The organism is Dehalococcoidia bacterium (assembly GCA_041653995.1).
Taxonomy (GTDB): domain Bacteria; phylum Chloroflexota; class Dehalococcoidia; order GIF9; family UBA5629; genus CAIMUM01.
Genome location: JBAZEK010000001.1, coordinates 1,132,191 through 1,158,081 on the forward strand (window position 1 = coordinate 1,132,191; position 25,891 = coordinate 1,158,081).

The following is a 25,891-nucleotide window of genomic DNA, read 5'->3' on the forward strand; positions in this document are numbered from 1 at the left end:
AAGAAAATACCTTCAGCATCCTGCTGATGCAAGAAAATCCGGCACGGCAAGGCGTCCCGGTGATGGGACATCCCGCAAACATCTATGATAAACGCCTGCACAGTGATAGACCGGTCCCGGCACACAGTCAGCAATCATTACCGATATAGTGCTGATCCTGTCGTCAGCCAGAGGAGAATAAATGACTACACCCGACGAGAAAGAAAAACCCATCACCATCCTCATTGTTGAAGATAATCCGGCTGATGCACGTTTAATCAGAAAGCTTTTAAAAGAGGCCCCCGGCATTGACTGTCAGGATAAATACGCCGTTAACCTGGCCGAGGGCCTGGAACTGCTCAGACATAACAATATCAATGTCGTGCTGCTCGACCTAAATCTCCCCGACTGTCAGGGCACAGATGCGTTGTTGGCGCTGAAAAACGAACACACACATACTCCTATTGTCGTGATGACCGACCCCAAAGACGAGAAGATTACGCTGGAGGCTCTTAAAATGGGCGCCCAGGATTACCTGGTCAAAGGTCAGATCGACGGACATATTCTTTTAAGAGCCATGCGCTACGCCGTCGGCCGCAAGCAGTCGGAGGACGCCATACTAAAATCCAAAATGCTATTACAGAACGTGATAGACTCGACGCCGGACTGGATATATGCCAAGGACCCTCAGCACAGGTTCCTGCTGGTCAACAAGACTTTCGCTGAATCGCAGAACGTACAACCCCAGGATATGATCGGGAGGCCCGATACCGATTTCTTTTCCGAGGAGCTATGCTGCGGCAATCCTACCAGGGGAATTACAGGTTTCCATGTCGATGATGATGAAGCGCTCAGCGGCAAGGTGCTTCACAATCTCGATAATTTCGTTACATGGGGTGACGGCTCCCTACACGTTTACGACACGACAAAAATCCCCTTGTACGACGAATCAGGCAACTCTTTCGCGGTACTGGGCTACGGCCGCGACATAACCAGGCGCCATAAGGCCGAAAATGAGCTTGCAGCCAGCTACAGGGCTTTGCGCAAGACGCTGCATGACTCCATCAAGGCCATGGCCCGCATAGTGGACCTGCGCGATCCGTATACCGCCGGCCACCAAATAAAGGTGGCGGACCTGGCCGGCGCAATAGCACTTGAGATGGGCATGGACGATGCGGCGGTGGAACACCTCATCATGGCATCCACGGTGCACGATATAGGCAAGATGTATATACCGGCCGACATATTGAGCAAACCCGGCAGACTCTCGGAACTGGAGTGGGAGATCATCAAAACGCACGCGCAGGGTGGATTTGATATCCTGGCCGGCATCGAATTCTCGGGACCGGTTGCCATGACGGTGCTCCAGCACCACGAGAGACTGGACGGCTCCGGATACCCCAACGGGCTGAAAGACGGCCAGATACTCACCGAAGCAAAGATACTGGCAGTGGCCGACGTGGTGGAGGCCATGGCCTCGCACCGGCCTTATCGTCCTTCCCTGGGCGTGGAGAAGGCTCTCAACGAAATCGAGCGGAAAAAGGGCGACCTTTACGATCCGGCGGTGGTGGATGTCTGCCTCGGCCTTTTCAGGGATAAGACTTTCAGCTTCAACACTCAGCCGGTAGCAGGTCCGTGATGGGCCTTACTTCCGCCCCGCCATAATAGCTATGAAATTCTCCAGCAGCATCTCGGTCCTTTCCGGCGAGTATTTGCGTTTGTCGCTCATATCCCCGTCCAGCACGAGATAAGGTATGTCCCGCTCCTTCATCACGTCTCCGATCAGCTTCTGGGCGGCGCAGGAGTGGCGGCAGGCATCCGTAGAGAAGTGCACCACACCATCCAGATTATATTCGTCGATAATCTCGTTTATCCCCTTCAGCCTCTGCTCGATGGTCCCCACATATGGATTCCTCAGGCTCCACAGGGCAAGGCTCTCGAAAGGCAGGGACTCGTCCATTTGTCCCCCGTAATTGCGGGCCAATTCGCCCATGACAATCGTGACGCCGTTTTTTCTGAATATCCGGTTGATATTGGTAGGTTGGACAGGGAACCAGGCCAGCCATAATACGCGGTATTTCTCAGGTGTGAGTTTACCTTCCATGATCTTTTTACGGCTCTCCTCCACCATTTCGAGGTAGATCTGCTTCTGTATCTCCTTTCCTGCCAGCAAATTGCCGTAGATGGACGTGTTCACAACGGGCACACCGATGTAAGGGTAGGGCGAGACCTTCTGAAGATCGGCCAGTTGCCCGTAAGCCCGCCGCGCGCGGTTGGATACGCGAATACATTCTCTCAGGCGCTCAAGGTCGAACTTCTGACCAGTAACCTCCTCTATCTTGCGAACAATATAGCGCAGCTGGGCAGCCACGTAATCGACCGACTCACGGCTTATCTTGTTTGGAATATCCAGCGATATGGCTTCCTTACCGTAACTCTCTGCAAGCGTTTTATTGGTCTTGGCTTTGCCGTCGCAGAAATAGGACGATGAGAGCAACAGGTCGGCCCTTGGCATGTACCCCAGCATATTGCACCCCGCAGCCAGCCTGTGGTACGAGCAGATATCGGTGGAGTAGCCGGCCTCCTCAGCCTTGTTCATGATCTCAACCGCGACATCTGCATCAAATGTAGGCAGGAGGTTGGCGGCTATCTCAAAATCGAAGGGCGTTACATCGAAGGCCGCCAGCAGTTCCATGGGAAAAGAATAAAACGAGGTCCAGATGACGTTTTTGTCGGCGCGGTAAGCCTCTACAAAAGAAGACGCCAGCTGGATGGTCATTTTTATCGTGGCGCGCGGTTTCTGCCTATACGCAGTTTCCAGACCACTCTTCATTTCCGTATAATATTTTTTCAACATTTCGCTATCCCTCAACTTTCCAGCATTTCTACGAAGGCTTCCACCCTTGTCTTGATCCTGTCCCTGTCTTTGAAAACATAGTCGTTCTCCACAAAAAGGACGGGTATACCGTCCTCGTTCAGCCTTTTAAGAAGGTAAGGTACATCGTATAGCTGCTGGTCGCAGAATTTGAGCGCTGTCAGTATCACTCCGTTTACGGCATAACGCTTGACGTTGTCGCTGATGCGGGCATAGGTCTCGACGGGCGCTGCCGTCCTTGAACAGCGAGGCAGGCCGAGGTAAGCCTGCGCCAGCGACAGGAAGGGATCGCCGCCCTTTTCATCAACGACACGCTCGAAAAACCTTAATCCGGTGCAGATGTCGGCAACCGGCACATCGGCCCCGCTGCCCTCTATCATCTGGAAAACATCGGGCCTGGACATCACATTTCCACAGACCATGACACGAATTTTACTTCGGTCCTCTGCCGATACGCCCGCTGCGGCAGACTTTTTCTCCACTGCCGGGATGCCCTCAGTTGCCCCATCGCCATCACCATGCAGCATCTCAAGGCCCAGTCTGAAAAGCTCGCTTCCGGCAACCGGCAACGGCGATGCCTTTTGACGGCTGTAGAGCTCGCGCATTCGACCCCTGGCTTTATTAGCCTCCTTTATCGCCTGCTTGAGGGCAGGTCGCGTGACCTCGCAGCCGGATGCCTTTCCGATATGGGCGGCGAAATCTCGCAATTGCGAAGCATAATACGTGACGGCCAGATCGTCGGCATTCTTGGGGACCTCCAGCATGTAAGTGAATTTTGACGGTACGTAAGCCCTCCATACGTCGTAAAGGCGGCGCACACCGTCGCAGGAGCGGGCAAAGACCAGCCCGTCGAACGCATTTCCCGCATCCTCCACAGCATCCGTGAACAGGCTTTTAATGTAGGGGCACATATTGGGGTACATCCGGGCATCGGCGGCGGCCGTCATCTCCGCCCTGCCTTTCACCCATACAGGCTTGAAGCCCGCCGCCGCCATGATCTCTGTGGGCACCAGAGAGCAAAAATAACCCATACTGCCTTTCGATTCCGTCATATTTTTTCCTCTCGCACGTACTTCATTTAAAGCCAGCCCTCCAGATCATCGCCTTACTTGCCTATCGATCGAAATAAAACGTGTAGTCGCGATAGCACCTGCCCTGCGTGTGCATCATGCAGCGCGTGACCCTGGGTTCGACCTTCCATTTCAATCCCAGCGTATCCAACCAGGCCTCTATACGGTCCATAATGCCGCACTCATACTGGTCGATCACGCCCAGGGACTTGATCCCGTTATAGGCGAAACAGGATTCCCACTCACCGTGTATAACATTGGGCGCGGGGGACCAGAATTTATACTTCATGAAATCACCCGACACGATGTACATGGCGGACTCGAAGAGTTCATACAGCTGATCGAAGTTCCTGACCTCCGTCACGCCCAGCGCTTTTGCCATACGCTTAATTTCGATCGCTGCCATAGCCTTCACCGCAGCCCTGTTGATCTTGTTGGTCGGCTCGATCCCCACCTCCTGATAACTATTGTAAAACCACATAGCGTCATGCGTCATCCACCCTTTATTCAACAGCTCCTTGAGCAGCTTCGGCTCCATCTCTGCTACCTTCATTGTTTTCACCCCCTTTCATGATGACTATCTGTCAATTTTGAATATAACATTTCGTTATATTTCTGTCAAGACAAATTGTCATATTTTAATTTCACTGCATTGGAGTCCATTCACAAACTGTGATAAAATTCCGGCGTGAGATTCCGTGAATTAGGAGAGAAAATAAAGCAGGCGAGGGAAGAAAGCGGGCTATCGCAACTGGAGCTTGCCGCCAGGCTGAAATGCACACAGTCAGCGCTCTCCAACTACGAATTGGGCAAGAGGAAACTTAATCTCAATCTTCTCATTGAGATCGCGCAAATACTTAACAAACCAATTGATTTTTTCACGGAATCGATTGCAGAAAACAAGACCGATGAAAGCGCCGGTTTACGTTTACCAAGGCTTTAACCGTGCTATAGGGCACCGGTAATACCCGGCAGCATAATGGTGGGCACTACCGATTACAGCTGTGAACCGCTGCTGAAGAAGTACTGACTCGACGCCAATGTCGTGACGATACCGGAAGGGGCCGGCGAGATACAGCGCTATATCATTGCCGCAAAGCTGTAAGATCCCGCATTTGCTGGATCAGCCGCCGCGCGGCGGCCACCATCTCGGCCGCCTCCGCCGCTCCTATAGAGTATCTGCCGCTGAACATCTCCCTGTGCCTTCTTTTCTCGGCCGCCTCGAATATCCTGAGGATACGTACGTCGTCTTCGGGCAGCAGCATCCGGCAGAAAGCCAGCACCGTCGCGTGGTCACTGGCAGCCACGGTGCGGTAGCCCTGCGACCGCATAAAGGCGCAGCAGGCATCATAGACAGCATCGTAGGTCAGCGCAAAGCACCTGATGGGCTGTTTCTCGATGTCCTGCGCGGCACGCCCCAGGCCGTCGGCGGCCGAGGCCATCAGCGTTTTTATCACCAGGGCATCGGCGTCAGCTTCCCTGATCCGCCTGTTTTTAACCATCTTCTCAACCGTCATCTTTCAACCTCCCCGCTCTTACTGTTTTTTGCCTGTTACATTTACAGGTAATTAATCCAGCCGCACTTCTCCTTCACCAGCGGCGACATAGCTCGCAATTTCTCAATGATACGCGGCAGCGCCTCCATTACTTTATCTATATCCTCCACGGATGTCCATTTTCCCAGTGTAAATCTGACCGAACCGCGCGCCCTCTCGACCGGTATGCCCAGCGCCATCAGAACATGTGACGGTTCAGAGCTGGATGAGCTGCAGGCCGAGCCGGTGGAAGCGCAAATACCCTCGGCATCCAGGTACATCAGGATCGATTCACCTTCGATAAAGTCGAAACTGAAATTGGCGTTATTGGGCAGGCGGGATTTCCTGTGGCCGTTGAGGTAAACGTCGGCCACCCTTCCCATGACGGAATCGATCAGCCGGTCACGGTACTTCGTGAGCCTGCCCGCCTCTTCCCCCATTCCCGCGAGGGCGATCTCGGCTGCCTTGCCGAATCCGGCGATGCCGGGTACATTCTCTGTGCCGGCGCGCCTCTCGTTTTCTTGCTCTCCGCCGTGCAGCAGCGGTGCTATACGGGTGCCTTCACGCACATATAGCATACCCACGCCCTTGGGCCCATAGAGCTTATGTGCCGACGCCGACAACAGGTCGATACCCAGCTTATTAACGTCTATTGGCAGGTGCCCCGCGGTCTGGACCGCGTCGACGTGAAAATACACGCCGGCCTGTCGCGTGATACTGGCGATCTCTTCGATCGGCTGGATGGCGCCCACCTCGTTGTTGGCATGCATGACCGAAACCAGCAGAGTCTTTGCCGTTATGCTTTTCTTTATGCGGTCGGGGTCTACCATGCCGTATTGATCAACGGGCACCACCGTGACGTCGAAGCCCAGGTTTTTCATGTAGTTACATGTGTTGAGCACGGCATGGTGCTCAATGGACGTGGTAACGATATGGTTACCCCTTTCCCTGTTGGCCAGGCAAACCCCTTTTATGGCATGGTTATCCGCCTCCGTCCCACCACCGGTAAAGACCACTTCCTCCGGCCTGCACGCGATTAGTTCAGCAACCTTCGAACGCGCCTGATCCATGCAATCCCTGGACTCCTGTCCCATCGAGTGTATGCTAGATGGATTGCCGAATCTCTGGCTGAAATAAGGCTGCATCGCTTCGGCAACCTCCGGTAGCATGGGCGTGGTGGCCGCATAGTCCATGTAAATGTGTTTCATATAATCCTCGATTCCGGATTTATCCCTCTATTTTAGCGCAAATGCTAGTACGATTTTCCCGTCCTTCACTGGGCGATACCACCTCCCACAACCACATCACCATCATAAAAAACAATAGCCTGCCCGCGCGCAGCGCCTATCTGAGGTTTTTTATATCTAACGACGATTTCCCCATCATGACGGGGGAATATAACAGCTTCGTACCCCGCATGCGAACTCCTGATCCTTACCGTCACCTGCATGGCACCTGCAACAGATTCGCGGGCAATCCAGTTGACTTCAGACACGATCTGCTCCTCAATATTCAGTTCCTCCATACCACCTACAACTACCGTGTTTGTTTCAGCCCTGATATCGATTACATATAAGGGTTTTTTAGAAGCAATGCCCAGACCCCTGCGCTGTCCCGGCGTGTAAAAGACAATGCCTTTATGTCTGCCCAGAACGTTGTCCTGCCTGTCCACAATAGGGCCTGGAACGCCTTTCCCCTCAAATAGCGAGGAATAATCTCCCCCGGCGAAATCCTGGCTCTCATTATCGGCTGCGATTTCCAGCTTCATTTCCACGCACATTTTACGCACATCCTGCTTGAGAAATTCGCCCAGCGGAAACAGCGTACGGGCCAACTGTGGCTGGCTCAGACCGTAAAGGAAATAAGACTGGTCTTTTTTTACGTCGCGTCCCTTTTTCAACAGGTTACGCCCGCCTGCGACCCTGCACACGCGCGCATAGTGTCCGCTGGCGAAGAAGTCCGCATCAATGCCAAGGGACAGCGCCTTCCGCCACAACAGATCAAACTTTATCAACCGGTTGCAGCGCACACAGGGATTAGGAGTATTACCCAGTTGATATTCCCTGCATAAATAATTCAGTACGTGTTCCCGAAACTCATCGGCCAGATCGATCACATGAAAAGGCACTGCCAGCTTGGAGGCGGTCCGGCCCGCTCTTTCGATGCTTTCCTGCTGTCCCGGACTGAAGCAACTGCCACGGCATACCGGGCTGCTTTCATCCCAGGTTTTCATGGTTACACCGGTGACATGATACCCCTGATTCACCAGCAGGGCGGCGGCCACCGAGGAATCGATTCCTCCGCTCATCCCCACCATTACTTTCTGTTTGCCTTTGCTGACCATTTACAGAGAAATTATATCACCGCCTTATTCCAGACCTGCCATCATGGCGCCCAGATTGATAGGCTCATAGGCATCGAACTGAATATCACGCACGTAGCGCATGCCTTCCCACATTATCTTATAGCCTTTCATCTTGCTGGTGAATCCGATCTTCTTCTGCCAGAAGTCTATCTCCTCTTTCGTTCCCACCCTGACCTCGCCGGCTTTCCCCATCAGCCTGACGCCCGGCGGCGAAGGGAACCTGCCGTCCATCAACGCTTTGCCCCAGAACAGCTTGTCGGCGTTGATCGCCATCACGCAAACACGCGGATTATGCTTGAGGTTCTCCGGCAGCCGCGAGGGGAACTCCTCGAAGTAGAAGCCGGTACTGTCATTCCTTAATGCGAGTCCCCCGATGGGTGTGACATGCGGCGAACCATCGGCGTTTACTGTGGCTACGGCATAATGGAAACAGCTCTTGTATGCTTCCTCAAATATCTTCTTGATCTCGTCCCAGTGATTGCCGATTTCCATATAAGACCTCCCTGCAATTTGTGACCTTACCTGATATTGATCAAAACTGCCGTCAGAGCCGTCAGCCGAAGTTCAATGCTCTGACAAATAACTCCATGAAATCAGGCCTGTCAGCCAGCTCCAGATACTTCACCCTGCTCGCCATCGCTTCCGTTCTCTTGCGTGCTGCGCCGGACACCAGCACCACGCAGGCGCCCGCGCCGGCCGCATTGCCGACCTGGCTGAACCGTCTCAGCGGCAGGTCCGGCAGCATGCCTATCCTTATCGCACTTTTTATATCGATATAGTTCCCGAACGTCCCGGCGACGATTACACGCCTGACATCCTCTGCAATCATGCCCGCCGATCCCAGTAAAACGTTGATCCCCGTGCGGATGGCGGCCTTGGCCAGCTGCAGCTCCCTTATATCTCCCTGTGTAATCACGATATCTTCCCCGTTAGCCGACCTGTCCCTGCCGGCGATCATAATCTCCGGCCGTCCCGCATTTATTCGAACAAGAGAATGGTCGCTTTGCATCCTTCCCCCTGAATCGACAATGCCGGCGCCGGACATCCGGGCCACGGCATCGAGCATGCCTGAACCGCAGATCCCTGCCGGCCTGTGCCTTCCGATGGTCCTGTATCTGACCCTGCCGTCTTCTATCACTATCTTATCGATAGCCCCGGCCGAGGCCTTCATACCGTGCTTAATATGCCCCCCTTCGAAGGCCGGGCCGGAGGCACAGGATACGCTGGTAATATCTCCGGCGACCGCCAGAGATATCTCGGTATTGGTGCCGATATCGACGATAAGAGTGGCTGATTTGAGATTGCCGGCATCCGTTGCCGCCAGCACCGCAACATGGTCTCCGCCAACATACCCTCCGATATTGGGAAGCAGGTATACATCTGCTTCCGCCGCCGATTTAAGACCCAGCTTATTTGCGCTGATATTCACAGGGGCCTTCGTCCACGGCAGATAGGGTGCGCGGGCAAGCTGGCCCACCGGCAATCCGAGCAGCAGGTGATGCATCGCCGTGTTGCCGCAGACGGATGCCCTCACTATCGCCCCGGGCGCACTATCCGTCCTCACACACAGCTTCCTGATCAATTCATCGATCGCTACTACCGCCTTTTCCTGCAGCTTTCCGCAGCCGCCGGTTGAGCTCATGGCGTACGTTATGCGACTGATGACGTCGTCTCCATAAATAGCCTGCGGGTTGGCCACAGCACAGCTGCTCAGAATACAGCCGCCGGCAAGGTCAATCAAATATCCCGCTATCTTGGTAGTGCCCAGATCGATAGCCACGCCACAGTTGCCGCCGCTGCTCCCGACCCTTCGGTCCGGAACAATCCTGGCCAGCAGTTCTTCTTTAAATGCTGGGGTTGAAGCCAGTCCCTTGCCGGGCGGCAGGAAGACGATCAGATCGCCGGCGGGCCTGGTCTGGCAGGCCAGACGCCAGCCCCACTCCAATTCATCGCGCGAGAGCTTCTTCAATTCGACCGGCGCCGGAGGGCTGACGGTTCCTTTCTCGATACGCACCCTGCAGGAACGGCACTTTCCCTGCCCGCCGCAGACGCTGGCTATTTCAATCTGATTCTCGCGGCAGCAGCTGAGAAGATCTCTGTAGTCGCTGCAGGATACTTTCCGACCGGATGGTTTGAATAAAATTTTATACTTTTTCATTTACCTGTCCGCTCGTGATTATATCATGCACACCACTATTTATATTCAATTTCAACGATTCCAAACCGATCGAGTTATATTGACGGACTAATCAATGTTACTTGCTTTTAGGCGGCTATTAACCTAAAATTTTCTCGTAATAAATTCAGCGCCGCATCACCAGGCCCTCCGGTCACACCGGCCGGAGGGTTTAACTGTGAACCAGGATGCCCCGGAGGAAAAATATGAAAGCTGACCAGTTCGAAAAGTTTAAAGGATCGGCGGATTATGTCATCTCGGATGCGCTTAAAAACGCCGTAAACGTATCCATCGTGCTCAAAAGGCCGCTTTTAGTCAGAGGCGAGCCGGGTACGGGCAAGACGCTCCTGTCCCACAGCATCTCCGTATCTCTGGGCAAACCTTTAATCCGCTGGCATATCAAATCCACCACCAAGGCGGCCGAAGGCCTGTATGTTTACGATACCGTGCAGCGGCTCAACGACAGCCGTTTTGGAGGCAAGGATGTCTCTAACATTAAGCACTATATCAAGCTGGGAAAGTTGGGACAGGCTTTCACGGCGCCCGAGCAGGTGGTGCTGCTTATCGACGAGGTGGACAAGGCCGACCTGGAGTTCCCCAACGACCTGCTCAACGAACTGGATGAGATGAGCTTCTACATTCCGGAGACCGATGAAACCATCTCCGCCAAACACCGACCCGTGGTCATCATCACGAGCAACAACGAGAAGGAATTGCCCGACGCCTTCCTGCGCCGCTGCATCTTCCATTATATCGAGTTCCCGGAACCGCCTCTGATGGAGGAGATAGTCAAGGTACACTTCCCCGACATCAAAAGCGCCCTGCTCAAGGAGGCGCTGGATACCTTCTACACCCTGCGCAAGATCGACGACTTCCGCAAAAAGCCCTCCACCAGCGAATTAATCGACTGGATACAGGCGCTGATGGCCAGCGGGCTGGACGGCAAGATCAAGGACGGCGAGATTCCTTTCCTGGGCACGCTGATCAAGAAGGAAAACGATATCGATTTTTACGTGACGCACCACGTTAAGAAGAAGGCGCAGACCCGTGGCTACAATGTATACGGAAATTGAGTCCAACCGCCTTAAAATATAAAGGCTATGTTTACACCATTTTTCTATACGCTCAAGGACAAGAAGGTGCCCGTTTCCATCAACGAATGGATGATACTGATGGAGGCTCTGGACAAGCGTCTTATCCGCAACATGAGCGACTTCTACTACCTGGCCCGCTCCATACTGGTTAAGAGCGAAACCCATTTCGACCAGTACGACATCGCCTTCCAGGAGTATTTCGGGGGCATAGCCCCTCCCTTCGAGGTCACCGAGGAGTTGATTCAATGGCTGATGGAGCCCAAGAACAGGCCGCAGCTAACGCCGGAAGAGCTGGCGGCCATCCAGAAGATGGACCTGGAGGAACTGCTCAGGGAGTTCGAGAAGCGCCTCAAGGAGCAGAAGGAGCGGCATGACGGGGGCAACTACTGGATCGGCACCGGGGGCACGTCGCCCTTCGGCCACTCCGGCAATAATCCCCAGGGCATGCTCGTGGGCGGTCCGGGAGGCATGCGCAGCGCGGTGCGTATCGCCGAACAGAGGTATTTTCGCAACTACAGGGACGACGTTACGCTGGATATCCGCCAGATTAAAGTCGCCCTCAAACAGCTCAGGCAACTGAACCGCGCCGGGCCAGAGGATGAGCTCGACCTTGACCGGACCATCGACGCCACCTGTAAAAACGCGGGCGAGATCGAATTCAAATGGAAGCGCCCCCGCAAAAACAGCATCAAGCTGCTGCTCATCATGGACGCCGGCGGGTCCATGGAGCCATACGCGGACCTCTGCAGCCAGCTCTTCTCAGCCGCCAACTCCCTCAGCCATTTCCGCGCTTTCAAATACTACTACTTCCACAACTGCCCCTACGATGTGCTCTACAGCGATATCCAGCAGCGCAAAGGCGAGCCTATCGAGCACCTGCTCAAGGTGCTGGAGCCCGACTATAAGGTTATCTTTGTGGGAGACGCCTGCATGGCCTATTCGGAGCTGATGGACCGCTTCGGCGACCTGTATTTCCACGGGTACCAGAAGCACGCCGGCATCGACAGGCTCAAGCAGTTCAAGTCCCACTTCAGTCATGTTGTCTGGCTCAATCCCGAGACATCGGTGCTGCGCAGCTACCCTACGGTGCAGATCATCTCCAAGCTTTTCCCCATGTACAACCTGTCGCTGGAAGGCCTCAACCGCGCCGTTAAAAAACTGGTCTCCAAGCTGTAACCGGTACGGACGCCAGATAGACAAAGGCCGGTCATGCAGCTATAATCCCGATATGCCGACCAGACTCAAGAGGCTTATTACCAGCGCCGAGATAAACAGCGCCGTTCAGAGGCTTGCCTCCGAGATAACCAACGACTACAGGCACAAGAATCCCCTCCTGATCGGCATACTCAAGGGATCTTTCGTTTTCATGGCCGACCTGGTGCGCAGGCTGGATATGCCGCTGGAGGTCGATTTCGTGCGATTGTCCAGCTACGGCGGCGGCACCGAGTCATCGGGCAGGATAAGGGTACTGGGGAAAATGAGTGAGCCGGTGGAGGGACGCCACGTCATCGTGGTGGAGGACATCATCGATACCGGCCTGACAACCTCCTATTTCCTTCGTTACATCAGGGGCAGAAAACCGGCCTCGGTCGCCCTTTGCGCCCTGACCGAAAAGCCCGCGCGGCGCAAGGTGAAAGTCAAGATCGACTACCTCGGTTTCACCGTCCCCGATAAATTCATCGTAGGCTACGGCATCGACTACAACGAGAGATACCGCAACCTGCCGGATATCTGCTATATTGAGTAAGCGAGGTGATATGAGCCTTCCGGATTTGATTGCGGTGGCGCGGGGCGACAGGCCCGCCGACCTGCTGCTGAAGAACGCCGGCATCATCAACGTTTTTACCAGCAGCATCGAAGAAAACAGCATCGCCGTCTACGACGGGCGCATCGCCGGTATAGGCGACTACACTGAGGCAAATAACATCATCGACCTCAGCGGCGCTTTTCTGGCGCCCGGCTTTATCAACGGCCACATACACATCGAAAGCTCGATGCTGCACCCGGCCAATTACGCCCGCACCGTGGTGCCGCATGGAACGACCTCCATCTCCACAGACCTGCACGAGATCACCAACGCGTCGGGCATGGCCGGCATTCGCTTTGTCCTGAACTGCGCGCGCAACCTGCCGCTGGACTTCTTCTTCCAGGCTGCGTCCTGCGTGCCCGCCACCCACATGGAGACTTCGGGCGCTTCGATTACGGCCTCCGACATACGGCGGCTGCTCAAATGGAAGAACAATATCGGCCTGGGCGAGATGATGAACTACCCGGGCGTGATCAACGCTTTCCCTCCGGTGATGGATGAGATAAATGCGGCCGGCGGCCACGTGATCGCCGGGCACGCGCCCGGCCTGAGGGGAAAGCAGTTGAACGCCTATGTTTCCGCCGGCATCTACTCCGACCACGAAAACTCGGAGCTCGAGGAGAGCAGGGAGAAGCTCTCCCGCGGACTCTTCCTCATGATCAGGGAGGGCACATCCGAGAAGAACCTGGAAGACCTGATCCGGCTGGTCACGGACAAGACCTGGCACAGGTGCATGTTCGTGGTGGACGACCGCAGCTGCTCGGACCTGCTGCGGGACGGTGATGTCGATGCAGTGGTAAGGAAGGCCATCGGACTGGGATTGGATCCTATCCGGGCCATCCAGCTGGTCACGCTCAATCCCGCCGAATACTTCCGCCTGCACGACCTGGGACGCATCGCACCGGGCAGCAGGGCCAACCTGGTAACCATTAAGAACCTGGAGAAGCTTGATATAGACATGGTCTTTTATGACGGCAAACTGGTTGCGAGGGGAGGCCGATATCTGGGAAACACGACAATGAAAACGCCGTCCAGACTGACGAAATCGGTCAACTTCAAGCCGTTTAAACCATCGGCGCTGGAACTGGTCTCGAAAAACGATCATTTCCCCGTAATTGAGATAGTGCCCGGCCAGATAATAACTAAAAAACAGATGGTAAAAATCGGGCGGGGCGTATTCCAGACCGACACGGCCAGGGACCTGCTTAAAGCCGTGGTGGTGGAGAGGCACCACGCCACCGGCAATATCGGCCTGGGCATTGTGCGCGGATTCGGACTCAAAGAGGGCGCCATCGCATCCACCATAGCTCACGATTCGCACAACATCGTGGTGGTCGGCGCCGGCGATAAAGATATCCTGGCAGCGGTTCAAGCCGTCAGGGAGATGCAGGGAGGACTGGTGGTCTGTCGGGATGGAAAGCCAATCGCCAGGCTTCCTCTGCCCATTTGCGGACTGCTCTCGACCGACCCGGCGGAGAAGGTCTCTGCTCAATTCGAGCATCTGGAACGGGTTGCAGCCGGCCTGGGCAAGCTGCCGCCGGCCCCCTTCGCCCTGCTGTCCTTCATTGCGCTGCCGGTTATACCCGAGCTGCGCCTGACCGACAAAGGCATAGTGGATGTAGTCCAGTTCAAATTATTGACAGACGTTTAAGAGGAGCGGCTAATGGCATATGAAACACTGCTGGTAGAAAAAAAGGACGGTGTCGCGCTGGTGACGTTCAACCGTCCCGATAAATTGAACACTCTCAACACCCGGCTTTTTTTCGATCTGAGGGACCTGATGGCCGAGTTCAGGTATGACATCGAGACAAGGGTGATTATTTTCACGGGCGCCGGCCGGGCATTCTCCGCCGGCTTCGACCTGCGGGTGGATGCCCTCAAGGAACATGCATCCCAGAAGGAGATGCCCAACGAAAGGATATGGCAGCTTTTTTTCATGGACCTGATGTCAACCATCGAAAACCTGGAGCAGGTCACCATCGCCGCCATCAACGGTCCCGCTATGGGGGGCGGTTTCTGCATTGCCTTGAATTGCGACTTCCGCATCATGGCCGACAACGCCAGCCTGGGCGTCCCCGAGACCGGACTGGGGGTATATTTGAGCTGGGGCGCAACTCCCAGGCTGGTATCCCTGCTTGGACCGGCCAGAGCCAAGGAATTCATCATGACCTGCGATCCGGTTGACGCCGACGAAGCTTTAAGGATAGGCATGGTCAATCGTGTGGTGCCTTCCGATAAACTGCTTCCCGCCGGCTACGAGCTGGCCGGTAAGATCATGCGCAGGGGTCCGCTGGCCATCCGCATTACTAAAAAGCAGGTGAACGCGGCCTCGGTAGCCCGCATGTCCGACCTCCACCTCTTCGAGTCCGAGCTGTGGGAGAGGAACCAGCTGTCACCCGACCTTCAGGAGGGCATCATGGCATCCATAGAGAAACGGCCGCCTTCTTTCAAACCCGAGGCCGGAGTGCCCAAATTCGATTTGCCCGCGTAACAAAGCGCAGTTCATAAATACGAAAATATAAATGGGAGGTTGTGACCATGGATAAAGAGAAGCTGGCCTGGCAGTACGTGAAGAAATGGGCGGAGGAAACACCGGACAGGGAGGCGCTCGTCTATAAGGACAGGCGGATTACCTACAAGACGTTCTATGAGAGAACGGTCAGCGTGGCGAAACTGCTGATCGAGCTGGGAGTCAAAAAGGGGGACCGGGTGTTCACGCTTTCCGCGGCGCGCGATGAGTTCGAGTATATCTACATGGCTACGGCCATGGTGGGAGGTATCTGGTTCGGGCTCAATCCGCGATATACGCGCGATGAGTTCCTTTATATGGTCGGTGACGCCAGGCCCAAAATCGGATTCGCGGTCAGGAACTACGATGTCCTGATGCGCGACTACAAGGACGACCTGACCGCCCTTAAGGAAGCCAATCCCGAGCTGGAGCGACTGATCATTATAGATAATCCCTGGGAGGGCACCTTCGAATGGGAGCGGGAGCTGGGCAAAGACCGCAGCAGCCTGGACGCCGCCTTGAAAAAGCGCATCAGCGAGGTTAAGGAGGATGATCCTGCTTTAATCATCTATACCTCGGGAACAACGGGAAAACCCAAGGGGGCGCTGTTGACACACAGGAACATGGTATCCAGCGCAGCAGCACAGAATGCGCGTTTCATGGCGCCCAACAGCAAGCGCGGTGAGGGCAAGGCCCTCATCCATTTCCCCATCAACCACGTCGCCTGCGCGGTGGAGCTCGTCATGGGCTGTCTGCACTGGGGAGCCACCATGGTATTGATGGACCGCTTCGACCCGGCGGCAACGCTTAAAATGGTGCAGGACGAGAAAATCACCTTTATGGGACAGGTGCCGGCCATGTTCATGCTGCAATTCACACTGCCCGATTTCGATAGCTACGACCTGTCCAGCCTCAAAACCATCATCTGGGCCGGCTCAGCGGCCCCTGAATCGATGGTCAACAGGCTTTCGAAGACAGGAGCAACACTGATGACCGGATACGGACAGACAGAGAACGCCGGCTTCATCACCTACACCAAACCGGGAGATTCCATGCGGGACCTGATCGAGACGGCAGGCAAATGCTATCCACCGTTTAAAATAAAGCTGATGGACGGCAAAGGCAAGGAGGTCGGCCGCGGGGAAGTGGGCGAAATATGGATGAAAGGCGATCTGGTGATGAAAGGATACTGGCAACGTCCCGAGGCCACGGCCGAGACGATTACAAAGGACGGCTGGCTGAAATCGGGCGACCTGGCTACCATGGATGACCGCGGCTACATCAAGATCGTGGGACGCACCAAAGAGATGTTCAAATCGGGCGGCTACAACGTCTATCCGCGCGAGATCGAGGCCGTCATCGAGCAATATCCCGGCATAGCCTTTGTCACGGTCATTCCCATACCGGACGAGACCTGGCAGGAGGTGGGCAAGGCCTATATCATGCCGGTCCCGGGCAAGAATGTCGACGTAGATGAGATACGCGAGCTGTGTAAAAAGCACCTGGCCAACTATAAGGTGCCGAAGCAGTTCGAGGTCCGCCCGCTGCTTCCCCTGCTGGCCAGCGGCAAGGTGGACCGGCGCGCTCTGGTGGAAGAGGAAAAGACGTCCAGACAGAAGTGAGCATGCCGGAAAAACTGAATCCCGCCTTTTAAAGGCGGGATTCATATCGGATTCACAAATTAATTTAGGTAATTATACCCTAGTATCAAGTAGGGACTTTTTCTTAGACTACACGTCCCTTTTTCCCCCTTTGAATCGTATCCCCAAAATACCTACCGTGTGTGTGTTATGATTAATCATGATACCACCGTGGGGAGGGCACCAATGTCACAAAATGAAATCCTAGCACTCGATGCAAGGTTGAAATTAGCACATGAAGAACGTGCTCCTGATTCACCTGAAGATGAGTTCTTTGAAATATTTGCCTCTGAACAGATATTGAAAGACTTCGACCTTACTGATGAGGAAATAGAAGCGGGACAAGTTGGCGGGGAAAACGACGGGGGTGTAGATGGCATATATTTCTTAGTCAATCGACAACTTGTCACGGATGATTTTGACATCAATCCAAAGACAGTCACAAGGGCTGATATTTTCTTCATCCAGGCAACACGGGAGCAGTCATTTAATGAAAAGCGTGTTGCAAAATTGAATTTGCTAACTGAAGATTTTCTCGATTTTTCAAGGGGCCCTGGACAACTTCACGGAACTTATAATTCTGACGTAGTATCTGTGATGATGACATTTAAAGAGCAATACCAAAAGCTTCTTGCTTATCCTCATGACCTCACAATTTCTTATTGCTACATGAGTAAAGGGGACATTAAGACAATCAATGTTGGATTGCGTAGGCAGAGTGAACGAGTTCAGGAAAAAGCAACACAACTATTTCCTAAAGCCATTGTATCGTTTAGGTTTATTGGCGCGGCAGTGTTGCTTGACCTAATCAACAAGCAACCACAGAAGGCTTATCCATTAGAATATACTGAAATGATTTCGCCTGCGGGACAGCAAGCTTGGGTATGTCTCGTGCCTATGGTTGCATACAATAAGTTCATTACTAACGATGAAGGCGAGATGAAAAATGAGTTGTTTGAAGGGAATGTAAGAGACTGGCAAGGTGACAATGATGTTAATGAAGCTATACGGGGGACTCTTGAGAGTGGAGTTGATGATGAAGATTTCTGGTGGTTGAATAATGGTATTACAGTTTTAGCTTCCGGTGCCTCTAGCCAGGGTGGACATGTATTGAGTGTTCAAATGCCTCAAATTGTGAATGGACTCCAAACCTCTCGTTGCATATACAATTATCTCAACGCAAAAAAAGGGATCAATGAGCATCGCAATGTCCTTGTGCGTATTATTGCGACACAGCGTGTAGAAAGTCCAGATCATATCATAAAAGCCACAAATAGTCAGACACAGGTGCCGCCTTTCCGTTTGCATATGACCGAGCCGATTCATAGGAACATAGAAAGTCTTCTAAGAAATCACAATCTGTTTTATGACAGAAGAAAGAACTTTTATAAGAATGAGGGCAGACCTATTACACGGATTATCCAGCCTCTTGCTTTAGCACAGACAATTATGTCAGTTGTCCTTCATAGGCCGAATGATGCAAGGGGGAGACCAAATTCAGTTTTGGAGAAATCATATGCAGAAATCTTTAGTACACAATATTCCCTTCAACTGTTCGCCGTTTGTGCTTTGCTGATGAGAAAGGTCAATGCTTTTCTTTTACTGCCCGATTTGAGAACAACACGAACAGAAAGGACAGATTTACGTTGGTATCTCGCCATGCAATATTCACGTACATTGACGGGTACGGACGCTCCTACCGTCGATGAATTAACAAAGATGGTAATGCCTGCCGATGACAAGTTGCTGCATATATCCTATAAGCGAGTGAGCGAGATTTATAAATTACTAGGGGCAACTGATCTAGTAGCAAAAGGCACTACACTCGTAGAACAGGTAAAGAAATTGGCCTATAGTTAGACAGCATTATTTGGATATATGATTGTAATATCGTTGAAAGCGAGAATGAGATAGCAAGCTACAGACAGAGTTTCAATATGAAATAAAGCTATATGTATACCTATCTTATCATCACAAAAGAACTTGCCACTGTGGTATGATAAAGCCACTAAACCGAAGGAGTGGCGTATGCAAGTAATGTGGGGTGCATGGGTAAAAAAGGCAATTATCAGACGAAAGCATCCATTTACGGTCGATATTCAAGGTATCTATGAGCAGATTTGGAAACATGAGAAAGCCGATTTTCCATTTTCAGTTGATCTCACTCTCTTACTGGTATACCAGATTACCAATCGTGCTGAGTTTGGCCAAGTATACAAATTGGCCCTTGATTTCAGAGATAAATATGGTATAGATTGCCTGTTCCGTTCGATACAGCCGATGCAATTGCCAGAGGGTGATTTACCAGTACGTTGGTATGAGACCTATGCAATCAATAATGTAGTAATTAAGCAACCAGATGATTATGCTATGAACATATATATAAACCAGGAATTCAAACAGCTTATTCCGTTGTGGGTCATTGCCCCCAAAGTCATGACATGGGATGATGCTACAGGCACTACTACTGAGATGTGGCCAGAAGAATTTTTTAAGGATTTCGACAGAGAGGAACAGCAAGATGTTTAATCTAAAAGTGGCAAGGTTTACAGTCAAACAACGGGGGGGCAAAGACCCTGATGTGCAGATTATTAGGACTCAGTATATACCCATACCTCGTTCAGAAGTTATAAAAAATATATCTAAATTAACGCCCAAGAAACGGCGATGTAGTTCTGCCAAAGACTCATGTGTCACTGAGCAGGCTTTTGAAGACATTCTTGACAGAGCAGTACGCGCAATAAGAAAAAGTACGGAGAAGAATTAACCTCAGATTCAGCGTATTTGTAGCATCATATACGCTTGCTTTTGCATCTGCCCGTATTTATCCTAAGGAGATGAGACCTATGCTTAAATCATTACTTGTAATATTGCTAATACTTGTACTCATCAACTCCTTTTCATTGGCATGTGCAGGTATCAATCAAACCACAGAAAATATGTCGACTATCAAACCAAATTCAATTATCAATCAATCAGACTCGCTAGACGAACAAAGGTACTTACTAAAGCACGATAACGGGATATTCAGTGATTCATATTGCTTATGGGACCCAAGAGGGCTATGCGTATCTTATTCTCCCCCGGTAACCCCATTTAAGATTAACAAAATATTTATCAGGGGTTATCGCACTGACTTCCCAAATGCTGAGGGAAAAACATATACAGTTAAAATTTGGGATGGTGATTTTGGAAAAGAATTATATTCATATGATTATCCCTATTCCAAATTTTCCACGAATGCCACTATGGTTGAACATACCATAAGTCCACCGCTAATTGTGACAGACAACTTCACGGTGGATTTCATAAGTCATAGTGAATCTGTGAAAGAGGGCGCAAAACCAAATATTGCTATCTATATTACATATGACAATACTCTCAGTATAAATGAGCATTCAGGTATATCATGGTTGGGTAAATATGACGATGCAGCTGTTGAAAGAGTCATAAAAAAGAATCCCAAATATTTGTATGCCGCTTGGATGATTCAAATTGAAGGCAGCGGTCAAGCAAGCAGCGGCAAACCTCAAGCTATCATCACGGTCACGGAAAATATCTCAGCCGTTGTTGACGGTAGCTATTTTGCACCTTTTCCATGCTCATCCACCCATGCTGAGATTAAGGAAGCGCGCAATTTAATAAAAGACGCCATGGCCCGCAGACAGAGTTTAACTGCTTCGGCTTTCGGTCATCTTATAGGCGAAGAGCGTAACAAAATGTATGAGGCAATTGAGATTCTTGAACATTGCGCTTCGAAGTTAACTGAAAACGACTGTGAACCTGATGATAGAAATGCAACTTTGTCGTCTCTATACAACGATATTGGATATTGCCATACATTTTTACAAAATGAGAATTTTGCTTCAGATTATTATTACCGAGCAATCAAGGTAAATCCAAATAACAACTGGGCGGCGGCTAATATTCAGGCTACTAAGGAAATACTACTTCCCAATAAAATTGTCCATTTTAATTTGTCACAGTAGAGGAAAAGACGTCCAGACAGAAGTGAGCATGCCGGAAAAACTGAATCCCGCCTTTTAAAGGCGGGATTCATATCTTGTTAAGCTATGTGATTTAACCGGCCGATTTGGCTTTCAGCCGGGCGCTCTGCGCCAGTGCCCGTATGGCCTCTAACAGGTCCTGCCTGCGACAGTCCTTGGTCAGATACCAGCTTGCGCCGGACGCCAGGGCATCGCCCGCATAATCGCCATACACTGTGAGGAAAAGTATCTTTACGTCGGGCATGATCTTCTTGATGGCCCGTATGGCAGTCGGCCCGTCCATGCGCGGCATCTGGCCGTCCATGAGAATTACATCGGGCCGCAGCTTCTCAGCTTTCTCCAGGGCATCCAGACCGTCCACAGCCTGGCCTACCACCTCGATATCCTTGTGCCCGTCAAAGATGCTCTTGAGCCCTTCGCGCACTACTTCATTGTCGTCTGTAATCAATACTTTTATCGGTTCTTCCATCTCTCACTCTTAATAAATTAATACGCACTCACTTTTATTCATAAGTGATACATAGGTAGTCTAACGTATTTACAGGCCTGTATAATCGGGATATGGGTTGGTTTTGCAGGCCGTCCAAAGGTGACTGCAAAACCAGTCGAAAGGTTGGGTGAAATCATACTAAAGTATGATCAGAGCTGAATTATTCCCCGCTTGAGCGCGGTTGTTACAGCCTCGGTGCGGGTGGTTACGTTCAATTTTTGGAATATGCTGGTCACGTGGGTTTTAACCGTGCTCTGCGTAATGGAGAGCTGATCGGCAATATCCTTGTTGGAAACGCCCTTGGCCATGAGGTCGAGAACCTCTATCTCCCTGTCGGACAGGGCGTCGACGCCCGTGCTTTTGCGGGACAGCTCCGAGGCCAGCTTATCCAGCACCTTGGTGGTAAAGACCGGCTGTATCAGGGATTCACCCTGCGAAACAGCCCGTATAGCCTTAAAAAGCTCATCGCGGGGTGCATCCTTCAGCAGGTAGCCCTTGGCCCCGGCCTTGATGGCGGCGAAAAGGTATTCGTCATCGGAATACGTGGTAAATACTATGAACTTGATCTCCGGATGATCCTGCTTGATCCTGATCATGGCCTCAACGCCGTCCAGCTCGGGCATGCGCAGATCCATTAAAACAATATCAGGAGACAGCTCCACCGCTCTCTGCACCGCCTCCAAACCGTTGGATGCCTGGCCGACGATGGCGAAATCCGGCTGCCGCACCAGGTTGCCTACGATACCATCCCTTACCACCTCGTGATCATCTACGACAAGTATCTTTATCTGCTCCACTCTTGCACCTCCTACGACAGAGGGATCGACACCCTGATAACGGTCCCCTCACCCTTACTGCTCTGCACTTCAAATTTTCCATTCTGACCCTGCGCCCTTTCCCTCATGCTGATCAATCCGAAGCCTCCCGCTTTCCCGATCTTGCCTTCAGGCCCCGGCTCAAAGCCTACGCCGTTATCCTTGACCGTCAGCGTGACTCCTTTGCCCTCAAAACTAAGCGAAACATCCACATGCGTCGCCTGTGCGTGTTTGGCCACATTGGCCAGCGCTTCCTGGCAGATACGGAATATGGCGGTCCCGGTATCAGGGGGTATCTCGCGCTTATCCCCGTACAGTGCGAAACCGGCCCCTATGCCGTTATCATGGCGGAACCTTTCCACCTCATGCTGAATGGCCTCATCCAGCTTGAGCTGTTCCAGCGCCTGCGGGCTTAAATTCCACACTGATCTGCGAGCCTCGGCCAGACTTTTGCGGGCCAGGCTGCGCGCCTGGTTCAGGTGTTTCTGTACATCTTCACTGGTGTCGCCCAGTGCCTGCTCGGTGGCTTCAAGCTGCAGGATAATGCCGGTGAATCCCTGGGCCAGCGTATCGTGTATCTCGCGGGCCATGCGATTGCGTTCCTCCGTGACGGCCATGGACTTCATTTCCTGATAAAGCCGCGCATTATCGATAGCCACAGCCAGCTGATCGGCCAGCGTCTGCGCTGTAAACACATCCGCCTCATCGAAACCGTCCACTTCAGTACTTTCGATATCCAGCACGCCCAGTACCCTGCCGCCCATACGCACGGGCACGGCCAGCTCGGACATTGTCTCACCCGTACCCTCCTGCTTCCTGTAGCCGGGCTCCAGCTTGAGGTCGCTGACCAGCACATATTCTCCGGTATGGGCAGCCTTGCCGATTATGCCCTCCTCGTCCATCTCCAGCGGCACGCCCACAGGTATCACATTTTTCTGTCCGCTGAAATGCAGGGTCTTGAGCATCAGTTTGCCCGAGCTCGGCTCAAACAGAAAGATATTGACGTTATGAAAATGAAAGGTCTGGCGCAGCAGATTGCCCACATATGCCAGCAGCTCATCCAGATTGACGATGGAGCTGATTTTGCGGCTGACCTCGTTAATGGTGCGGAGCTGCTCCGCCCTCTGTCTCTCCTTTTCGGTACGTTCGATAACCTTCTGCTCGAGGTTGGTATACGACTCGCTTAAAGCATTGGTCATCACGTTGAACTGTTCGGCCAGCACCTGCATTTCGTCCCCTGTATTAACGTTGAACTTGTAATTGAGTTCGCCGTTGGCGATATGTTCCGAGCCTTTAGTCAACGCCATAATAGGCCGCGTGATCGTCTCAGAAAGCAGGAATGAGACACCCGACACCACCACTACCATGGCCACAATTACGGCAATAAAGATCAACTCGGCTTCCCTGGCCTGTTTGTCGACCTGGTCGCTCATCTCATCCACGGCCGACGCGATCCTTGCCTTGGTCTCTTCAGCCGCCGAGGAGAACTCGTCCAGGTAAGTATTGGCAGCCACGATCAGGTCGGATGACTCGACCGGCACCGTGTACATATACTTGATTCTTTCCTCGGTATCGGTAGGTGCCTTGTATTTATAGTAACCCGAGGCATCCTCCCCCAGCAGGCTGCGCTCGAAAATAGACGAATAATACGATGGCTCCCCGCCAAGCTGGCGCAGGTTTGCCCCTACGATGCTGGGATTTGCGGCGAATATGACCTTTCCCGTCTTATCGTAGACCCTGGTATTCCCCATCCTGCCCACCTTCTGAACCGCGATGGTGCTCAACTCCTGATTTTGCGCAAGTGCGGTACGATCCAGATTGGGATGGAGCTGTAAATAGAAATATATCTCCTTTGCCACATCGGAAGCCTTCTGGTAAATGGTCCGCCTTCCCTGGTCCTCGAGCGCCGCAATGGAGACGGACATGACTGTTTCGCCCATAGAGACGCTATACTCCTTGGTCAGCGCACCCACCGAGCCGATATATCTCAGAGCCAGGGAACTGATAAATCCCACGGAGATCAGTGAAAGGGCCAGGAACGATATGAGAATCTTGTCACGGATGCCGAAACGGATCCTGATCTTCTCGATCCGGCTGACCACCTTGGCCTGCTTTTTTTCATCTGTGCTTTTCTTACCCATTACAATCCAAATTTGTCTTTCAAAATCTCAACAAGTTCCGGCACAGGCACTCTGGACTGCTGCATGCTGTCACGCTCACGGATGGTTACCTGGTTATCCTCCAGCGATTGGAAGTCGATGGTCACGCAATAGGGCGTGCCTATCTCGTCCTGCCTTCTATAGCGCCTGCCGATACTCTGCGCATCATCGTACTGCGCCATAAAATGCGGCCTCAGCAATGCTGAGACTTCTTTCGACAACGGAAGCAATTTGGCGTTACGGCTGAGCGGCAAAATAGCCACCTTCACCGGGGCTATCCGGGGATTGATGCGCAGTACCACACGCAATTCCTTGTCGGCCATCTCCTCATCGTAGGCATCGCAGAGAACGGCCAGCAGCGTGCGGTCCACGCCCGAGGATGGCTCGATAACGTAAGGAATGTAGCGTTCGTTCTTCTCCTCATCGAAATAGTCCAGCGTCTTGCCGCTGAACTTGGAGTGCTGAGTCAAGTCGAAATCGCCGCGGTTGGCGATGCCCTCGATCTCCGACCAGCCGATGGGGAAATTATAATCAACGTCGAAGCAACCCCTGGCATAATGAGCCAGCTCCTCTTTATCGTGCTGTCTGAGCCTGAGGTTCTCCTTTTTTATACCCAGCCCCACGTAGTAGTTAAGCCTCTCATTGACCCAGTAATCGAACCACTCTCCGTCGGTGCCGGGTTTGACGAAGTACTCGATCTCCATCTGCTCGAACTCCCGCGTACGGAAGATAAAATTGCCCGTGGTGATCTCGTTGCGGAAGGATTTCCCGACCTGGGCGATGCCGAAAGGCAGCTTTTTCCGGGTTGTGGACTGCACGTTATCGAAATTAACGAACTGCGCCTGCGCGGTTTCCGGCCGCAGGTATACTATATTGGCGGCATCCTCGACGGGGCCCATAAAGGTCTTGAACATGAGGTTAAACATGCGTGGTTCGGACAGGGCGCCGCCGCAATCCGGGCAGGCGGATGTGTCGATATCGGTGGAGCGGAACCTGTGCTTACAGCTCTTGCACTCGACCAGAGGGTCGGAGAAGCCCGCCACATGACCGCTGGCCACCCATACCTGCGGGTGCATCATGATGCTGGCGTCAAGGCCCACCATATCATCACGTTCCTGCACCACCTTCTTCCACCAGTAGTCCTTGATATTTTTCTTGAGCTCTACACCCAGCGGACCATAGTCCCAGCAGCTTCCCAGGCCGCCGTATATCTCACTGCTCTGGAAAACAAAGCCACGCCTTTTACACAGCGAGACAATCTTCTCCATGTTGACTTTCATATTATCTTCCGGCACATAATCCTCCTGATGAGATACCAAAGGCTGCTAAATTATACCATTGCCTGACCGGGCGGGCAGGTTAATCGGGGC

At 52.5% G+C, this 25,891-nt stretch carries 23 protein-coding genes; 11 read left to right on the forward strand and 12 right to left on the reverse strand.

Going from position 1 to position 25,891, the window contains the following annotated elements; translation table 11 throughout:
* The first annotated feature begins 181 nt into the window (after positions 1-181).
* Positions 182-1,618 (forward strand): HD domain-containing phosphohydrolase, encoded by a 1,437-nt coding sequence (locus WC359_05535; protein MFA5399877.1) that lies wholly within the window; start codon positions 182-184, stop codon positions 1,616-1,618.
* Positions 1,619-1,624: 6 nt separating this feature from the next.
* On the opposite strand, the gene WC359_05540 is transcribed toward WC359_05535, so the two are convergent.
* The 3 genes from WC359_05540 to WC359_05550 all read right to left on the reverse strand — a co-directional run bounded on the left by WC359_05540 (position 1,625) and on the right by WC359_05550 (position 4,477).
* Positions 1,625-2,836 carry a 2-hydroxyacyl-CoA dehydratase family protein gene (locus tag WC359_05540; GenBank protein ID MFA5399878.1) on the reverse strand — a complete coding sequence of 404 codons (1,212 nt, stop codon included), beginning with the start codon at positions 2,834-2,836 and terminating at the stop codon, positions 1,625-1,627.
* An 11-nt stretch (positions 2,837-2,847) separates the two neighbouring features.
* Positions 2,848-3,906 (reverse strand): 2-hydroxyacyl-CoA dehydratase family protein, encoded by a 1,059-nt coding sequence (locus WC359_05545; GenBank protein MFA5399879.1) that lies wholly within the window; start codon positions 3,904-3,906, stop codon positions 2,848-2,850.
* A 61-nt stretch (positions 3,907-3,967) separates the two neighbouring features.
* Entirely contained in the window at positions 3,968-4,477 is a 510-nt protein-coding gene (locus WC359_05550; GenBank protein MFA5399880.1) for a DUF6125 family protein, read from the reverse strand.
* 135 nt (positions 4,478-4,612) lie between these two features.
* Between WC359_05550 and WC359_05555 the strand changes: the two genes are divergently transcribed.
* Positions 4,613-4,867: a helix-turn-helix transcriptional regulator gene (locus WC359_05555; protein ID MFA5399881.1), complete on the forward strand. Its 255-nt coding sequence runs from the start codon at positions 4,613-4,615 to the stop codon at positions 4,865-4,867.
* 142 nt (positions 4,868-5,009) lie between these two features.
* Here WC359_05555 and WC359_05560 read toward each other — a convergent pair whose 3' ends face one another.
* The 5 genes from WC359_05560 to WC359_05580 all read right to left on the reverse strand — a co-directional run bounded on the left by WC359_05560 (position 5,010) and on the right by WC359_05580 (position 9,982).
* Positions 5,010-5,441, reverse strand: coding sequence for a hypothetical protein (locus WC359_05560; GenBank protein ID MFA5399882.1), 432 nt, complete (start codon positions 5,439-5,441; stop codon positions 5,010-5,012).
* A gap of 41 nt (positions 5,442-5,482) precedes the next feature.
* On the reverse strand, positions 5,483-6,667 hold the full coding sequence (nifS, locus tag WC359_05565) for a cysteine desulfurase NifS (protein ID MFA5399883.1): 1,185 nt from the start codon (positions 6,665-6,667) through the stop codon (positions 5,483-5,485).
* Positions 6,668-6,732: 65 nt separating this feature from the next.
* The gene (mnmA, locus tag WC359_05570) at positions 6,733-7,803 is read right to left on the reverse strand and encodes a tRNA 2-thiouridine(34) synthase MnmA (protein MFA5399884.1); all 1,071 of its coding nucleotides are present in this window, start codon (positions 7,801-7,803) and stop codon (positions 6,733-6,735) included.
* 24 nt (positions 7,804-7,827) lie between these two features.
* Positions 7,828-8,316: a pyridoxamine 5'-phosphate oxidase family protein gene (locus tag WC359_05575; protein ID MFA5399885.1), complete on the reverse strand. Its 489-nt coding sequence runs from the start codon at positions 8,314-8,316 to the stop codon at positions 7,828-7,830.
* 61 nt (positions 8,317-8,377) lie between these two features.
* Positions 8,378-9,982 (reverse strand): ASKHA domain-containing protein, encoded by a 1,605-nt coding sequence (locus tag WC359_05580; GenBank protein MFA5399886.1) that lies wholly within the window; start codon positions 9,980-9,982, stop codon positions 8,378-8,380.
* Between the two features lie 224 nt (positions 9,983-10,206).
* Between WC359_05580 and WC359_05585 the strand changes: the two genes are divergently transcribed.
* The 9 genes from WC359_05585 to WC359_05625 all read left to right on the forward strand — a co-directional run bounded on the left by WC359_05585 (position 10,207) and on the right by WC359_05625 (position 21,039).
* Complete coding sequence (locus WC359_05585; GenBank protein MFA5399887.1) at positions 10,207-11,073, forward strand: MoxR family ATPase; 867 nt, start codon at positions 10,207-10,209, stop codon at positions 11,071-11,073.
* 27 nt (positions 11,074-11,100) lie between these two features.
* Positions 11,101-12,270: a VWA domain-containing protein gene (locus WC359_05590; GenBank protein MFA5399888.1), complete on the forward strand. Its 1,170-nt coding sequence runs from the start codon at positions 11,101-11,103 to the stop codon at positions 12,268-12,270.
* A 52-nt stretch (positions 12,271-12,322) separates the two neighbouring features.
* The gene (gene hpt / locus WC359_05595) at positions 12,323-12,841 is read left to right on the forward strand and encodes a hypoxanthine phosphoribosyltransferase (protein MFA5399889.1); all 519 of its coding nucleotides are present in this window, start codon (positions 12,323-12,325) and stop codon (positions 12,839-12,841) included.
* A gap of 10 nt (positions 12,842-12,851) precedes the next feature.
* Positions 12,852-14,552: an adenine deaminase gene (ade, locus tag WC359_05600; protein MFA5399890.1), complete on the forward strand. Its 1,701-nt coding sequence runs from the start codon at positions 12,852-12,854 to the stop codon at positions 14,550-14,552.
* A gap of 12 nt (positions 14,553-14,564) precedes the next feature.
* Complete coding sequence (locus WC359_05605; protein ID MFA5399891.1) at positions 14,565-15,392, forward strand: enoyl-CoA hydratase/isomerase family protein; 828 nt, start codon at positions 14,565-14,567, stop codon at positions 15,390-15,392.
* Positions 15,393-15,439: 47 nt separating this feature from the next.
* Entirely contained in the window at positions 15,440-17,032 is a 1,593-nt protein-coding gene (locus WC359_05610; protein MFA5399892.1) for a class I adenylate-forming enzyme family protein, read from the forward strand.
* Between the two features lie 204 nt (positions 17,033-17,236).
* Positions 17,237-18,910, forward strand: coding sequence for an AIPR family protein (locus tag WC359_05615; protein MFA5399893.1), 1,674 nt, complete (start codon positions 17,237-17,239; stop codon positions 18,908-18,910).
* A gap of 168 nt (positions 18,911-19,078) precedes the next feature.
* Entirely contained in the window at positions 19,079-19,579 is a 501-nt protein-coding gene (locus tag WC359_05620; GenBank protein MFA5399894.1) for a hypothetical protein, read from the forward strand.
* Positions 19,580-19,896: 317 nt separating this feature from the next.
* Entirely contained in the window at positions 19,897-21,039 is a 1,143-nt protein-coding gene (locus WC359_05625; protein MFA5399895.1) for a hypothetical protein, read from the forward strand.
* 91 nt (positions 21,040-21,130) lie between these two features.
* Here the strand turns inward: WC359_05625 and WC359_05630 are convergent, their stop codons facing one another.
* The 4 genes from WC359_05630 to WC359_05645 form a co-directional block, all read right to left on the reverse strand.
* The gene (locus tag WC359_05630) at positions 21,131-21,526 is read right to left on the reverse strand and encodes a response regulator transcription factor (GenBank protein MFA5399896.1); all 396 of its coding nucleotides are present in this window, start codon (positions 21,524-21,526) and stop codon (positions 21,131-21,133) included.
* A 170-nt stretch (positions 21,527-21,696) separates the two neighbouring features.
* Positions 21,697-22,344 (reverse strand): response regulator transcription factor, encoded by a 648-nt coding sequence (locus WC359_05635; GenBank protein ID MFA5399897.1) that lies wholly within the window; start codon positions 22,342-22,344, stop codon positions 21,697-21,699.
* Between the two features lie 11 nt (positions 22,345-22,355).
* On the reverse strand, positions 22,356-24,503 hold the full coding sequence (locus tag WC359_05640) for a histidine kinase (GenBank protein ID MFA5399898.1): 2,148 nt from the start codon (positions 24,501-24,503) through the stop codon (positions 22,356-22,358).
* A complete protein-coding gene (locus WC359_05645; protein ID MFA5399899.1) occupies positions 24,503-25,789 on the reverse strand; it encodes a glycine--tRNA ligase in 1,287 nt (428 codons plus the stop codon). The genes WC359_05640 and WC359_05645 overlap by 1 nt, the downstream gene beginning before the upstream one ends.
* Positions 25,790-25,891 lie beyond the last annotated feature (102 nt).

What these genes read in the sequence shown, in the direction of transcription:
- WC359_05535 (MFA5399877.1), top strand. Translation starts at nt 182, where the DNA reads ATGACTACACCCGACGAGAAAGAAAAACCCATCACCATCCTCATTGTT.
- WC359_05540 (MFA5399878.1), bottom strand. Translation starts at nt 2,836, where the DNA reads ATGTTGAAAAAATATTATACGGAAATGAAGAGTGGTCTGGAAACTGCG.
- WC359_05545 (MFA5399879.1), bottom strand. Translation starts at nt 3,906, where the DNA reads ATGACGGAATCGAAAGGCAGTATGGGTTATTTTTGCTCTCTGGTGCCC.
- WC359_05550 (MFA5399880.1), bottom strand. Translation starts at nt 4,477, where the DNA reads ATGAAGGTAGCAGAGATGGAGCCGAAGCTGCTCAAGGAGCTGTTGAAT.
- WC359_05560 (MFA5399882.1), bottom strand. Translation starts at nt 5,441, where the DNA reads ATGACGGTTGAGAAGATGGTTAAAAACAGGCGGATCAGGGAAGCTGAC.
- nifS (MFA5399883.1), bottom strand. Translation starts at nt 6,667, where the DNA reads ATGAAACACATTTACATGGACTATGCGGCCACCACGCCCATGCTACCG.
- mnmA (MFA5399884.1), bottom strand. Translation starts at nt 7,803, where the DNA reads ATGGTCAGCAAAGGCAAACAGAAAGTAATGGTGGGGATGAGCGGAGGA.
- WC359_05575 (MFA5399885.1), bottom strand. Translation starts at nt 8,316, where the DNA reads ATGGAAATCGGCAATCACTGGGACGAGATCAAGAAGATATTTGAGGAA.
- WC359_05580 (MFA5399886.1), bottom strand. Translation starts at nt 9,982, where the DNA reads ATGAAAAAGTATAAAATTTTATTCAAACCATCCGGTCGGAAAGTATCC.
- WC359_05585 (MFA5399887.1), top strand. Translation starts at nt 10,207, where the DNA reads ATGAAAGCTGACCAGTTCGAAAAGTTTAAAGGATCGGCGGATTATGTC.
- WC359_05590 (MFA5399888.1), top strand. Translation starts at nt 11,101, where the DNA reads ATGTTTACACCATTTTTCTATACGCTCAAGGACAAGAAGGTGCCCGTT.
- hpt (MFA5399889.1), top strand. Translation starts at nt 12,323, where the DNA reads ATGCCGACCAGACTCAAGAGGCTTATTACCAGCGCCGAGATAAACAGC.
- ade (MFA5399890.1), top strand. Translation starts at nt 12,852, where the DNA reads ATGAGCCTTCCGGATTTGATTGCGGTGGCGCGGGGCGACAGGCCCGCC.
- WC359_05605 (MFA5399891.1), top strand. Translation starts at nt 14,565, where the DNA reads ATGGCATATGAAACACTGCTGGTAGAAAAAAAGGACGGTGTCGCGCTG.
- WC359_05610 (MFA5399892.1), top strand. Translation starts at nt 15,440, where the DNA reads ATGGATAAAGAGAAGCTGGCCTGGCAGTACGTGAAGAAATGGGCGGAG.
- WC359_05615 (MFA5399893.1), top strand. Translation starts at nt 17,237, where the DNA reads ATGTCACAAAATGAAATCCTAGCACTCGATGCAAGGTTGAAATTAGCA.
- WC359_05620 (MFA5399894.1), top strand. Translation starts at nt 19,079, where the DNA reads ATGCAAGTAATGTGGGGTGCATGGGTAAAAAAGGCAATTATCAGACGA.
- WC359_05625 (MFA5399895.1), top strand. Translation starts at nt 19,897, where the DNA reads ATGCTTAAATCATTACTTGTAATATTGCTAATACTTGTACTCATCAAC.
- WC359_05630 (MFA5399896.1), bottom strand. Translation starts at nt 21,526, where the DNA reads ATGGAAGAACCGATAAAAGTATTGATTACAGACGACAATGAAGTAGTG.
- WC359_05640 (MFA5399898.1), bottom strand. Translation starts at nt 24,503, where the DNA reads ATGGGTAAGAAAAGCACAGATGAAAAAAAGCAGGCCAAGGTGGTCAGC.
- WC359_05645 (MFA5399899.1), bottom strand. Translation starts at nt 25,789, where the DNA reads ATGGAGAAGATTGTCTCGCTGTGTAAAAGGCGTGGCTTTGTTTTCCAG.